Annotated in this window: 12 protein-coding genes; 7 read left to right on the plus strand and 5 right to left on the minus strand. The window is 56.4% G+C overall.

All coding sequences use genetic code 11. From position 1 onward, the window contains the following. Positions 1-58 precede the first annotated feature (58 nt). The gene (locus HMPREF2890_RS08515; protein WP_070467621.1) at positions 59-604 is read right to left on the minus strand and encodes a pyruvoyl-dependent arginine decarboxylase; all 546 of its coding nucleotides are present in this window, start codon (positions 602-604) and stop codon (positions 59-61) included. Between the two features lie 675 nt (positions 605-1,279). On the opposite strand from HMPREF2890_RS08515, the gene HMPREF2890_RS08520 reads away from it, so the two are divergent. The 6 genes from HMPREF2890_RS08520 to lipB all read left to right on the plus strand — a co-directional run bounded on the left by HMPREF2890_RS08520 (position 1,280) and on the right by lipB (position 7,805). Next, positions 1,280-1,996 (plus strand): hypothetical protein, encoded by a 717-nt coding sequence (locus tag HMPREF2890_RS08520; protein WP_070467623.1) that lies wholly within the window; start codon positions 1,280-1,282, stop codon positions 1,994-1,996. Between the two features lie 112 nt (positions 1,997-2,108). After that, entirely contained in the window at positions 2,109-2,930 is an 822-nt protein-coding gene (locus HMPREF2890_RS08525) for a DUF3822 family protein (protein ID WP_070467626.1), read from the plus strand. Further along, positions 2,921-3,490, plus strand: coding sequence for an RsmD family RNA methyltransferase (locus tag HMPREF2890_RS08530; protein ID WP_070467628.1), 570 nt, complete (start codon positions 2,921-2,923; stop codon positions 3,488-3,490). Before HMPREF2890_RS08525 ends, HMPREF2890_RS08530 begins: the two co-directional genes overlap by 10 nt. A 38-nt stretch (positions 3,491-3,528) precedes the next feature. Then, entirely contained in the window at positions 3,529-3,780 is a 252-nt protein-coding gene (locus HMPREF2890_RS08535) for a GlsB/YeaQ/YmgE family stress response membrane protein (protein ID WP_070467630.1), read from the plus strand. A 103-nt stretch (positions 3,781-3,883) separates the two neighbouring features. Continuing rightward, positions 3,884-7,132 carry a PD-(D/E)XK nuclease family protein gene (locus HMPREF2890_RS08540; RefSeq protein WP_148130740.1) on the plus strand — a complete coding sequence of 1,083 codons (3,249 nt, stop codon included), beginning with the start codon at positions 3,884-3,886 and terminating at the stop codon, positions 7,130-7,132. Between the two features lie 4 nt (positions 7,133-7,136). Next, a complete protein-coding gene (lipB, locus tag HMPREF2890_RS08545) occupies positions 7,137-7,805 on the plus strand; it encodes a lipoyl(octanoyl) transferase LipB (RefSeq protein WP_070467634.1) in 669 nt (222 codons plus the stop codon). Between the two features lie 255 nt (positions 7,806-8,060). Here the strand turns inward: lipB and HMPREF2890_RS08550 are convergent, their stop codons facing one another. The 4 genes from HMPREF2890_RS08550 to glgP are packed head-to-tail and all read right to left on the minus strand — an operon-like array spanning position 8,061 to position 12,665. Next, positions 8,061-8,666, minus strand: coding sequence for an FKBP-type peptidyl-prolyl cis-trans isomerase (locus tag HMPREF2890_RS08550; protein ID WP_070467637.1), 606 nt, complete (start codon positions 8,664-8,666; stop codon positions 8,061-8,063). Further along, positions 8,663-9,376: a CDP-alcohol phosphatidyltransferase family protein gene (locus HMPREF2890_RS08555; protein WP_070467639.1), complete on the minus strand. Its 714-nt coding sequence runs from the start codon at positions 9,374-9,376 to the stop codon at positions 8,663-8,665. Before HMPREF2890_RS08555 ends, HMPREF2890_RS08550 begins: the two co-directional genes overlap by 4 nt. Before the next feature lie 9 nt (positions 9,377-9,385). Continuing rightward, positions 9,386-10,063 (minus strand): phosphatidylserine decarboxylase family protein, encoded by a 678-nt coding sequence (locus HMPREF2890_RS08560; RefSeq protein WP_070467642.1) that lies wholly within the window; start codon positions 10,061-10,063, stop codon positions 9,386-9,388. A 25-nt stretch (positions 10,064-10,088) separates the two neighbouring features. Beyond that, positions 10,089-12,665, minus strand: a complete 2,577-nt coding sequence (gene glgP, locus HMPREF2890_RS08565) for an alpha-glucan family phosphorylase (protein WP_070467644.1) — start codon at positions 12,663-12,665, stop codon at positions 10,089-10,091. A 188-nt stretch (positions 12,666-12,853) separates the two neighbouring features. On the opposite strand from glgP, the gene HMPREF2890_RS08570 reads away from it, so the two are divergent. Next, entirely contained in the window at positions 12,854-13,252 is a 399-nt protein-coding gene (locus HMPREF2890_RS08570; RefSeq protein WP_070467647.1) for an START-like domain-containing protein, read from the plus strand. The last annotated feature ends 97 nt before the right edge of the window (positions 13,253-13,349 follow it).

The following is a 13,349-nucleotide window of genomic DNA, read 5'->3' on the forward strand; positions in this document are numbered from 1 at the left end:
ACACCCCTTCTTCGTGAGCTCCGGCAGCCTTGATCGATAAAAGAAAGTATGCGGAGAGTTACTTGGACTCCTTGATCTCAGGCTGCTCAAAGTCGATGAAGCAGAGCCCGGCGAGAGCCGTGCCATACCGCTTCTCGATAGTGATGCCCTCGGTGACGAAATTGAGCTCACCGAGGAAGTACTGCGAGTAGGTCTTGTCGTGCAGGTCGGTGATCACACGCGTGAGACGGCTCTCCAGCTCCTCGATCAGGTAGCGACCGCTCACCTCACAGACGAGCCCGCCCACCTTGTTGTCAAAATTCTCATCGCTGTACATCCACGAGTAGACGACGCCTGCGGAGACAAACTCGTCCTGCGTACCGTGAGATACAGCCATGATCGTCTTCATCTCGGATCCAAAGGGTGGCAGGTCGATCTCATCCATCGTGGTGAGGACCGCCGTGGCGGGGATGACGGAGGAGTAGGTCATGATATTGAAGTCACAGATCCCGGCATCGTGCAGAGCCATATGATAAGACCCCGCATGCATCTCCAGGTCAGACTCCCCACTCCCCTTGGTGATGAAGAAGGTGCGAGGTATAAGGTTACCAACGAGCTTACTCATGTCTTTATTTACTATCCTAATAATTCTTGTTACCAAACGTAGTCCAAGAGCCATACCGGCTCGAGCCACAACAAAGGTACTATTTTGTACCGTCTTCCCACAGCCATCACCCTACTCTGCAGGGAGTGGCAGGTAGTGGCGGCTGCAGTATATCTCCAGCGTGAGCGGGTGCTCCGGCGGCACCGGTCGGTCTATCTCATCGGAGGTTTTTCTTTTACCGATATTAGGCGCGACTAATACCGGTATTAGAGATCACTAATATCGGTAAAAGAAATCACTAATATCGGTATTAGGATTCGATGCTATCCCATAAGAGTCTGTGCGAGGGGTCAAGAAAGGGCTGACTTCATTTCCGAATTCAGCCCATTGTGGTACCACAAGCAAGAGTACACACTCTGCCGGACAGCAATAATAATAGGTAGAGATGTGGAGATACTCACCACCCCTTGCAGGTCACGGATAGATCAGAGAGACTTGCTCGGCATCCCGTAAGGGTCGCCGTATAATAGGTAGAGTGGTAGCCACTTGGGGACAGATCAGGCGACTCAGGTGAAAATTTGTGCGCTACAATGTGGGTCATATCAATAAACTTTGCTACTTTTGTCAGTGAGGTGCCACGTGCTGGCCTCTCGGGCGTTTTCTTTTAGACATAAAACAACCACAATATTTCATCTTATGAAAAATCTCTTCAAGATCCTTCTTGTCGCAGCAGTGCTGGCTCTTGCCTACGTGTGCTACGCCAGGGTAGAGACACCGATCCGCTTCAAGAACACGAAGACTCAGCGTGAGCTTCGCATCATTGAGCGTCTCAAGGACGTCCGCACGGCTCAGGTGGCTTACAAGTCATCCAATGGTCATCACACCCCCTCCTTTGACGAGCTGATCAATTGGCTCCAGAATGGTCAGGTGAAGACCGTGCGTCGTCAGCTGGAGCTCAGCGAGAAGCAGCTCGAGGATGGTATGACCGAGCAGGATGCACTTGCCATCGTCGCTCAGGCTGAGAAGACCGGTGACTGGACGAAGGCTAAGGAGCAGAGACTGGTGCGGAATGTCAATGGCGAGACCGTAGTCTTCTCCCGTGACACCGTGATCGCTCCGGCGCTGACTACCGTATTTGGCGATCGTCAGATCGACCTCAGCACCTTCGGCAGGGTCCCCAATACCGGTGAGTTCTTCCAGATGGACACCGCCTCGATCGTTACCGGTCCGGAGGGTCACAAGTATGCGATCAACGTCTTCCAGGCGAGCGCACCCTTTGCCGCTTACCTCGGTGACCTCGATGCAACGGAGCTGAATAACGCAGTGGATCGCCAGACGAAGATGGGGAAGTACCCCGGCATGAAGGTCGGCTCACTGACAGAGATCAATAATAACGCCGGTAACTGGGAGTAATCCACGAGGACGGAGTGCCTATAGACCCAGCTACTTACTAAATCAATCTGAGAGCCGATCTGTACCGGTACCGACCGTGTGAGATCGGCTCTCTTGCTTACCATCCCACCCTATGGATCAGATCAGAGACCGACACACCGGTCGTGACCTCACTGAGTCAGATATCAAGCGGAGCTCACTCCTCGTCACCCTTAGCGACAATGGGCTTGAGGGGGTGATCGCCGAGAGTGGCGATCGCCCTCTGGTCCGGAGTCACATCCTCGTACGAGGCAGGGAGGCAGCAGAGGACTTCCTCCGCCGGAGGGAGCTGGCTCGCCCCTTTGGCTCCACCACTCTCTACATCGATGAGGGAGGGAGCTACACGCTGGTGCCGAGAGACTTCACCAGCGGAGGAGTGACGCCCCGACACTGGCTCTCCGATCTCCCTGAGGGACACTGCCTACAGAGTACCACGATCAGCGACCTGGGGATTGACCTGATCTTTACCACCACAGAGGAGACATTTGACGAGTGCCAGAGCGCTCTGCAGAGTCCCTCCTACGCTCATCCCGTCGCTGCTCTTGCACTTGCCGGAGCGACCTACAGCCGTCGCCGCTACCCGCGGACCCTCCTGGCACTGGTCTCGGAGGGGCATACGGACCTTTGCTACTGCGAGTCGGGGCATCTACGCCTCGCCAATCGCTACACCATAGCTGACCGCGTCGATCTGCTCTACTACATCACGTCTGTATGGGAGCACTTCCGCCTCGACAAGGAGCAGGATCACCTCCTGATCTTTGCGGAGGAGTCAGAGGAGATAGACTCAGCCACACAGCTCCTGAGGGATGCGGTGGCCAACGTGAGGGTCAATGACTACGGCTCTCTCTGCGCCCACATCGAGGAGTTGGCAGACATCCACTCCCCGATCATCCGTCTCGCTCTGATATGCGCATAATAAGCGGGAAATACGGTCGCCGACGCTTTGAGGTACCTCGCACCTTCAAGGCACGCCCCACCACCGATATGGCGAAGGAGAATTTATTTAACATCCTCGCCAACTACGTCGACTGGGAGGAGAGCGATGCGCTTGACCTCTTTGCCGGCACCGGCAGCCTCGGCTTCGAGATGCTCTCGAGGGGGGCTCGTAGCGTGACTGCCATCGAGCGCGATGAGGCACATGCCGCCTTTATCCGCCAGACGGCAGAGACGCTGGGCGACCCGGGGTATAAGGTCATACGCTACGACGTACTCAAATGGCTCAGGCGGCTTGCCGTCAAGGAGCCGTCGGAGGTGCCGAGCTATCAGGTCATCGTGGCGGATCCGCCCTACGACTTAACGCAGCTGCCGGACCTGCCACAGCTGATCCGGGAGGCGCACATCCTCGCCGAGGGAGGACTCTATGTACAGGAGCATCCCAAGGAGGTGGACTTCAGTGACGATCCTGACTTTGTTGAGATGCGCCACTATGGAGCAGTTCACTTCTCCTTTTTCCGCTCTGACAATTCTGATCATTAATACATTTCACTCATTCAATAAGATAAGAAAAGAACATTATGGGACTCATTTATTCACTTATCCTCGGTCTCATCGCCGGTCTGCTCGCTTCCTGGATTATGCCCGGAGGTGCCAAGGGTATCATCTGGAATACGATCCTCGGACTCGTCGGAGGTGTCGTCGGAGGCTGGGTTTTCAGCCTCATCGGCGTCACTGAGGGGAGTGGCTTCTGGGGACAGCTTGTCGTAGCTGTCATCGGTGCCATCATCCTCATCGCTATCTACAACGCCATCACTAAGCGCAAGAGATAAGCAGTCCACTACTGCACCTTATATCTGAGAGCCCTCCTCTCTTCATCTGTCGATGGAGGAGGAGGGCTCCTTTAGCATCACTCATCTCCTCACACAGCACACTATGGCAAAGCCTTTCCTCCAGCAGATTGCTGAGCACTTCCACAGCCTGACATCGCAGCCGGGCGCCACTCCACTGTATCAGTTCCGCTTCATCTTCCACAATCAGAGAGCGGGGATCTTCCTCTGCCACTACTTAGAGCAGTGCGCAAATGCGAGGCCTCTGCTGCTGCCGGAGTGTACTACGATGAATAGCCTCATCAGGCGTAGGCTGCACCTCTCCGGAGGGGAGGACCCTAATAACGAACTGCTGGTGATCCACAAGATCTACCTCGCCTACCTCGAGGTGATGGGACTCGAACCGGAGGAGCGCTCCTTTGAGGACTTTTACGACCTGGGGCAGGCTCTGCTCCGAGACTTTGACGACATCGACAAGCATCTCATCAAGGTCAGCAGCTTCTTAGAGAACCTCCGCAATCACAAGGAACTCACCGAGGATCTCTCCACCTTCCTCTCCCAGCGGCAGTGGAGTGCGGTCAGCAAGCTGATCCACGACAAGGACCCCGACTGGAGCGTGCTTGCGAGGGTGAATGAGATGGCAACCGAGGAGACGGAGACGAAAACCGAGGAGGAGCAGAAGAAGAAGAAGGAGGCGACGAAGAAGATGCAGGAGATGAAGAAGAGGTTCCTCGACTTCTGGATCAAGCTTCCCGACATCTACAGACGTGCCAAGAGCCTGATGGAGAAGGAGGGGCTCGCCTACGAGGGGATGATGCTGCGGGAGGCGGTCCGGCAGATCAAGGAGGGGAAGCTCAGTCTCACCGACGACGGGATGATCACCGTCTTTGTGGGGCTCAATGCTCAGACACCCGCCATGTACAAGATCCTCGACCACTTCAGAGACTCCGATAAGGATAAGGATAAGGATAAGGCAATCTTCTACTGGGACTACTTCACTTCCCCTATCCTTGACTCTCCCGGACTGGCCGGCTCCTTTGTCAGATACAATACCACCAACTACCCCGCTCCGACCGATGAACCCTACCACATCGACTTTGAAGTCCCCGATCAGGCACACGAGCTCCACACCGCCCTCATCTCTACCGCCTCTGCAGTCGCCCAGACCGCAGCGATCCGCAAGCTGATAGAGGACGGCTGGGAAAAGATCGTGGAGTCACCGAGCAGACCGAGCGAGAGCGCCCCACTCTATGACCCGCACGAACCACTGCGGACAGCGATCGTCCTTCCCGATGAGAGTCTCCTCCTGCCGCTCCTGAGCAATATGCCGAAGGGGATCGACAAGATCAACGTCACCATGGGCTACCCCATCAAGGGCATCCCCGTCGCTGCGATGCTGAGCCTGCTGCTGAAGTACTGGAGCAACTACTACAAGCGGGGGCAGCGGTACCGCCTCACCGAGGTGTGCGAGATCCTCATGCTGACCGCCCTCTCTAAGTTTTTCTCCGGTGAGAAGATAGTAGAAGCACGCCGGCAGCTGATGGATCAGCTGATCGACGAGAAGTGGTACTTCATCGGCACCAAGGACCTACGGACCCTGATCGAAAAGAACTTCCCCGGTGAAAGCCGCACAAGGGAGATACTGCTGACTATTTTCAGCGAACCAGAGACTCTCTGTCCGTCGAGCACCGACATAGTCCGCTATCCCGAGGGGGTTGCGCTGACGAAACAGGTGGACCATCTCCTCGAGCTTCTGATCAAGGAGAGCGCATCCACAGAGGAGGAAGAGGATCCCGAGCAGGGGATGATCAAGTACATCCATCGATACCTCATCCGGCCACAGCTCATCTCTCAGAGAGCCTACCCTGAGCGCCACCCCGAGAGCAGCACGAACCCCTTCCCCTTCCCCATCGTTGTGGATCTCCTCAGCACCACGATCTCTCAGGCGAGGATCCCCTTCAGCGGTAGGCCACTGGGAGGCATACAGGTGATGGGGCTATTGGAGACACGCGGGCTTGACTTCGACACTGTCATCATCCCCGATACGGCAGAGGGCATCCTCCCCACTGCCACCCGGCTCGATACGACCATCCCATTCTCTCTCCGGACAGCGTACGGCCTCCCGACGACCGATCTGCAGGAGCAGACAAGAGCCTACAACTTCTTCCGCCTTATGTCGCGTGCCAAGCGCGTCGTCTTCCTCTACGACTCACGCGCCGGTGACTCCTCCGAGGGAGAGCCGTCACGCTACGTGCAGCTCCTCAGGGACGTCTACAAGGTGCCCATGTACGAGGCGGAGGCCTCTTTCCCCCTCACCAGAGCAGAGGATGGCGGCTACTTCATCGAGGACAAGACACTGGTCAGTCAGTATAGGGCTGACGTAAGCGCCAAAACGCCTACAGAGAAGGCAAAGCGTCTCTCCGCCTCACGGATGAAGGACTTCCACACCTGCCCGAGACGCTTCTACTACAGCGCCATCGAGGGGATAAGGGACGATGAAAACCTATCCGGTGTCCTCGACAAGAGAGACAGCGGTACCCTCTTCCACACTGCGATGCAATTGCTCTATAAGGATAAGGAGGGGGAAAAAGATGGTCTCTCGCGTGAAAGTCTCTCTGATATCCTATGTGGCGATGAGATAATAAACAAGGCGGTAGACGATAGTGCCAAGCTGCTTCACCTCAAGACGAAGGAGAGTGACTACAACGACAACCAGCTCAAGATGACGAGGAAACTTGTCCGGCGGATGGTGGAGGCGGACCTCAAGCGGGTCGAGCCAGGCAAGGACATCACCTACGTCGGCGGGGAGATAGAGATAGAGACCACTTATGTGGGAGCAAACTTCAAGCTCATCATCGACCGCATAGATGTACAGGGCGACACCGTCAATATCATCGACTACAAGACCGGGCGGGACAAGACCGAGTGTGACCTCTCCAAGTGGCCTACTGACCCTAAAAAGCTGGTCGATTGCCTCAAGCAGACTAAGGAAATCAATGGCGCAGTCATCCAGCTCCTTTACTACTGCGACGTTATGCTCAAGTCGGGCGAGCTCAACCGGTTCTTGCCAGATAAAAACCTTAACATCCGCCCGATGATCCTCAAGCCCGGTGCGCCCGACATTAATGATGGCATCATCACACTGAAGGTCCCCAAGGAAATAGACCCGAACCCGGTCGTGATCAGCGACTACCGGACAAATGTGGACTCAAGCGTAAAGGAGTGGCTGCGAGAGGCGGTGAGACTGATCCTCGACGATGACTTCAGCTTTGCCGTAGAGGCCGGCGATGCGAGTGGCTGTAACTACTGCCCCGCCTCCATGCTGTGTGAGAAGTATGTCCCCAAAAAATGGTAAACCCATGACTGAGCTACAAGTCATCATCAATCCCTCCGGCATCAGTTACGCCGACTCCTACCATCAGCAGCGAGAGCTCTTTGACCAAGCAATCGAGGCAAAGCATGGCGGTGAGTTGCCGAGACAGTATCTGATCTTCAACGAGCACAAGCCGGTCATCACCCTTGGGCTTAATGCTAAGGAGGAGAGCCTCCTCTACCCCGAGGAGCAGATCCGCCGGGCAGGCATCGACCTCGTCCGGACCAATCGCGGTGGAGACGCCACCTATCACGGTCCGGGGCAGTGGACCGTCTACCCGATCCTCGACCTCGAGCAGCTACACCTCGGCGTCAGGCGCTACGTCGCTGCCCTCGAGGAGGTGGCGCTCACCGTGCTGCGTAGGTACGGACTCACCGGTGAGCTGATGGACGACGCCCCCGGCGTCTGGCTGCATACAGACAGCTATCCCCGCAAGGTCTGCGCCCTTGGCGTGCGCGCCAGCCGCTTCGTCACGATGCACGGCATCGCCTTCAACGTCAATACCCACGAGGATGCCTACCACTGGATCAACCCCTGTGGCTTCAGCGATAGAGGCGTCACCAGTCTGGCTCGGGAGCTGGGGCACGAGGTCCCTATGGAGGAGGCAAAAGCGGCTCTGCTGGATGCCTTCCACGAGGTCTTCTCCTTTGAGTAAATAAGACCTTTGCAAAACGGTCTTTCGCCGAAAAAGCACCGCTTTTTCGGCAGGAAGTTTGCAGAATACCTCAGATGCAAGGAACTGAGAGTGAGGGCGAGGGGAGTGTGCTTACGCACATAACCAAGCCCGAATCTCGAATGTGACGCCACAGATGGGGTATTATGCAAAGGTCTCTAAATAGAAATGCAAAAGCGCTGAGGTCCCTCCACAAGAGCGGAGAGACCTCAGCGCATTTGGTTTTGTGCTAAAAGCTTAGTGGCACTTGTGGCAGAGGCAGTCGTTACCACGCCCGTGGTGGCACGTTTCATCGTGATGATGCCCACCGCACTCCTCCTCGTCAGAGCCGCAGCAGCAGCCACCGTGGAGGAGCTGCTCAAAGCGCTTGAGCTCCTGATCGGTGGCGGGGTGAGCCTCTTGTACGTGACCGACAAAGTGGAGCGTCTTGCCGGAGAGCGGGTGATTGAAGTCCATCCTCACCTTATCCTCCGTGATGTCGAGCACCAGCCCATTGACCGTCTGACCGTCAGCGGTGCGCATAGGTACGTAGCGCCCCACCTGTACGAAGCCGCTATCAAACTTTCCCTCCGGATCTTGGAAGATGGACTTGTCGAGATCCATCAGGAGCTGCTCTTGGAAGGGTCCATAGGCAGCCTCAGGCTCGAGTGTGAAGTCAAAGGCATCCCCATCATCGAGGCCGCTTAGCTCCTTCTCAAAGTCAGGCAGCAGGATCCCGAGACCATGGACGTAGTCCATAGGGCGATCCTCCGTTGTCTCCTCAACAAATGTCTCAGAGCCATCAGGAGCGACCTCAGTGAGCTTATACTGTACGCGGACGTAGGACTTATCGTTTATCTTCATTGGTTTGTTGATTTTGCGCCTGACTTATGCGTCAGCCACGTGATTAAGTTAAGCAAAATGTAAAGCATCATCGCCCAAGCGATCCCCTCAATGCCCCAGAGGATCAGCGCCACAATCGCTGCAATGACGACGATGATCAGCCCGATATTGGCTCGCCAGCCCTTAGAGAGCTGCTTGAGACCAAAGAACGGCACCTCGCACACCAGCAGCCAGGCGTCCACGAGCATAAAGAGGACGAAGAGGGTCTGGGAGAGCGGTGTGGGGGCGATGCCATGCCCCTCAAAGAAGAGCGCAAGCGGAGCCAGCATCACTGCGTTGCCGGTGGTGGCAAGGCCGATGAAGGAGGTGGTCTGACGAGGGTCATTATTGAACTTCGCCAGACGGTAGATCGAGGCGGGCACGACCAGCAGTGGTGCCCAGCAGGCGACACCCCAGCCCAGCCCCCGGAGCACCAGCGTCAGCAAGATCGCCGGTGCGGCACCAAAGGAGATGACATCAGAGAGGGAGTCGAGGTCGCCCCCTATGTCCGATGTGGCGTGGAGCAGCCGCGCAGTCATCCCGTCGAGTACGTCTGCGATCAGGCTCACGGCTATACAGCAGAGCGCCGCCTGAAGCGAGACCGTGAGGTACATCACGATAGATAGCGCCCCGAAGAGCCCGTTGGAGAGCGTGAGGAGATTGGGGAGGTATTTATAGATCGGCTTTGCCATAGATTCTATTTACTTACACGACTTGCGCGGAGGCAGCTCTGCCAGCACTGTGACGTTGCCGGTGACCGGCTCGTCAAGGTCCACGAGGGGCTTACTCCCGAGAGGAAGGAAGATGTCGACGCGGGAGCCGAGCTTGATAAAGCCCAGCTGGTCATCGATCTCACACCTCTCCCCCTCCTTGAGATAGGTCTCTATGCGACGAGCCATCGCTCCGGCGATCTGGCGAACCACGATGTGGTGTCCCTCGGAAGTGACGATCTCGACGGTGGAGCGCTCATTCTCCGTACTACTCTTGGGGACATAGGCAGCATAGACATTGCCCCGATGGTGACGCACATAGGTCACCTCACCCGCCACCGGCACCCACTGAGCGTGGACATTGAAGAGGGACATAAAGGTGGAGATCATCAGACACTTACCGCCCAAGACCTCCGGCTCATCCACCTCCTCGATCGCCACGATGTGCCCATCCGCCGAGGCGAGCACCAGCCCGTCCGTCGGCTTACCATAGATGCGACGTGGGGAGCGGTAAAAATTGAAGGCGATGCCCAGCAGCACCACACTCACCACGACAGCGAGCCAAAAGGGCCACCGCTGCTCCACGACTAAGTAGACGTAGAGACAGAGGAAGCTGAGGAATAATCCCGCTGCGACTAAGAAAGCCGTACCCTCGTGGTGGATCTTCATCCCACTATCAGTGTAATGACGTGCATCAGAAGAGGGGGACCCACTTCATATACCCCAGAGCCATCGGGTGTGCCAGCAGCTCATGCGTCGGGGTGATGCGAGTAGCTACCTTATAGGTGCCGGGGAGATCAATATCCACCTTCAGCTCATACCGCCGGCGAGATCCCTCCTCGGAGACGAGGTGGAAGGCCTGCTTGCCGGCGAGGTGAAGCTTCTTCGTCTTGGTATCCTCACGAGCGATGATCAGCTCGACAGCCAGGTCACTACGCAGGTCGTGCTGATCCACAGTGACACTCACGCGAGCGGTCCCGCCCACGGTAAAGTTGCTTAGCTGCGTGCCATCGTCCTTGCTCAGCCGGGTGTCGACCACCTCCAGGTGAGACCACGACTGCGCCACATGGCGCTCCCAGTCAAGGAGCTGGCCGAGCTGACGGTAGTCGTTGGCGCGGAGCATGGCGCTTCGTTCGCCGAGCTGATTGTAGAAGCGGTCATAGTAATTCCGGATCATCCGACGCATCGTGAAGCGAGGCAGTATCTGCGAGGTGGCCGTCTTGATGGCATGGATCCAGCCCTCTGAGTAGGACTGCTCCTTATCATTGTCGTAGTAGAGCGGGATGATCTCCTCCTCCAGCATACGATAGATGGTAGCAGCGTCAAGCTTGTCCTGGAGATTGGTGTCGGAGAAGGTGATCTTCTCGGTGAGCGACCAGCCTCCCCCCTTGACGTACCCCTCGTACCACCAGCCGTCGAGGACGGAGAAGTTGAGTACACCATTCATCAGTGCCTTCATACCCGATGTACCCGATGCCTCAAGCGGGCGCGTGGGGGTATTGAGCCAGATGTCTACACCGGGGATGAGGAATTGCGACACTCTGATGTCGTAATTGTCGACAAAGAGGATCTTGCCGAGGAACTCGGGACGCTTAGAGATCTGGAAGATATGCCGGATCAGTCCCTGCCCGCCTCCGTCAGCCGGGTGCGCCTTACCGGTGAAGATAAAGATCACCGGGTGCTCGGGGTCGTTGACGATCTTGGAGAGGCGCTCGAGGTCTGTGAAGAGGAGGTGCGCTCTCTTGTAGGTGGCAAAGCGGCGACCAAAGCCGATGAGAAGTGTCTTCGGGGTAAGTGTCTCGAGGAAGCTCATCAGCATCGTGGGGTCCTGATTGAAGTCGCCCATATGTGCCTCGTAGCGACGACGGAGGTAGTCAATGAGGCGACTCTTAAGCTCCAGCCTCCTCTGCCATACGTCCTTGTCGGGAGTCTGCCAGACCTTGTCCCACAGCCCGAGACTATCCTGATCCCTCAGGATGCCCTCGCCGACACTCTCCTCCATAAGGTCGGCCCACGGGGATGCCATCCAGGTAGGCAGGTGGACGCCATTGGTCACGTAGCCTACGTGGAGCTCCTCGGGGAGGTAGCCCTTCCAGACAGGAGCAAACATCTCCCGGGAGACCTGGCCGTGCAACTTGCTGACGCCATTAGCCTCCTGGCAGGTATTGAGAGCGAGGACGCTCATGGAGAATTTCTCATGCGACCCGGGGGTCTCTCTTCCGAGGTCGACCAGCTCCTGATGCGAAATGTGGAGCTTATCGGCATAGTGACCCATATACTTCGTGAAGAGCGCCTCTTCGAAGTAGTCATGGCCGGCAGGTACCGGTGTGTGGCAGGTGTAGAGACTTGAGGAGCGGACCAGCTCCAGCGCCTGGTCAAAGTCAAGACCGCCCTCCACCAGATGAGCCATACGCTCCAGTCCCATAAAGGCAGCGTGGCCCTCATTGGCATGGTAGACATCGGTCTCGATACCGAGGAGACGAAGCATCTGGACACCACCGATGCCGAGCATATACTCCTGCTTCATGCGATTTTCCCAGTCGCCACCATAGAGCTGATGGGTGATCTGACGATCCCACTCAGAGTTTTCGGCAATATCGGTATCCATAAGGTAGAGCTTCACCCGACCCACGTCCACGCGCCAGATCTGAGCAGACACCTCGTAGCCATTGAAGGGCACACGAAGCATCAGCGGAGCACCATTGTCGTCACGCACCAGCGTGAGGGGCAGGTCCTCAAAGTCCTGTGCCTTATACTCAGCCACCTGCTGTCCGTCAGCGGTGATCTTTTGGTCAAAGTAGCCGTAGCGATAGAGGAAGCCGACACCCACCATATTGGCGCCAAAGTCACTCGCCTCCTTGATGTAGTCGCCGGCGAGGATCCCGAGACCACCGGAGTAGATCTTGAGGATATTGGTGATCCCATATTCCATGCAGAAGTAGGCGACAGACGGGAGATCGTCCCGCATCGGCTGATCCATATAGGCTCTGAAGCTGTCGTATACCTTAGCCAGCCTCCCGAGGAAGTCCTTATCCTTAGTCAGCTCCTCGATGCGGCTCTGAGAGAGGGTGTGGAGCACGTGAACCGGGTTTCCCTTAGAGTGGTACCACACCAAGGGGTCCAGCTCCCGGAATAGATGACGGGCAGGGGCATTCCAGACCCACCAGAGATTGTTGGCGAGCTCCTCCAGTTGCTGCAGGGATTGGGGTAGATCGGAGAGTGCTGTGATATCTCTCCATACGGGCTGATTGGCTTCCTTACTCCTTATCATAGTTCTCGTATTATTGTGCTTACAGTAACGAAGCAAATTTACTTAATACTTTACAATCTACGTGGCTCCGGAGCGACAATTTGCTTTCAAAAAACTACCCTCGAGGAGATGGAAGTCGGAAAAGGTACCCCACGGGTAAGAAGAAATGACTATATTGCACAAGTAAGTAGGACTAAGAATACAACGCTATGGCAAGGACCACGCATGGAGAGGGCTACAAGATTGAGATAGACCTGGACAACGCCTCTCCTCAGAGTGTATGGAACCAGATCTCCACCTCCAGAGGGCTCTCGGAGTGGATGGCACCCCGAGTAGACGTCTCCCTAAGGAACATCCACGTCTTCTGGGACGAGACGGGCGATGACCGCACCGCCACCGTGACTGACCTGAAGAAGGGGGAGTATATCCAGTGGAATTGGAATGACCACCCGGACAGCTACGTGCGCATGGAGATCGTCGTCTCCGAGCTCTCTCACCTTGTGTCGCTCTTAGTCAATGATCACGATGAGCACCTCGAGCCCACCACCCTGCAGAAAATCTGGGGCAATCACCGACGTAAGCTGCGACTATCCCTGGGACTGAGCTAACGACGATCTGTAACACCTGCAATATGATCTGCGGAGTAGCCCGCAGGTCTTAGCACTAGTCATATAAGACCATTGCAAAATGGTCTTTCGCCGAAAA

It is taken from the genome of Porphyromonas sp. HMSC065F10, from assembly GCF_001808555.1.
Taxonomy (GTDB): Bacteria; Bacteroidota; Bacteroidia; order Bacteroidales; family Porphyromonadaceae; genus Porphyromonas_A.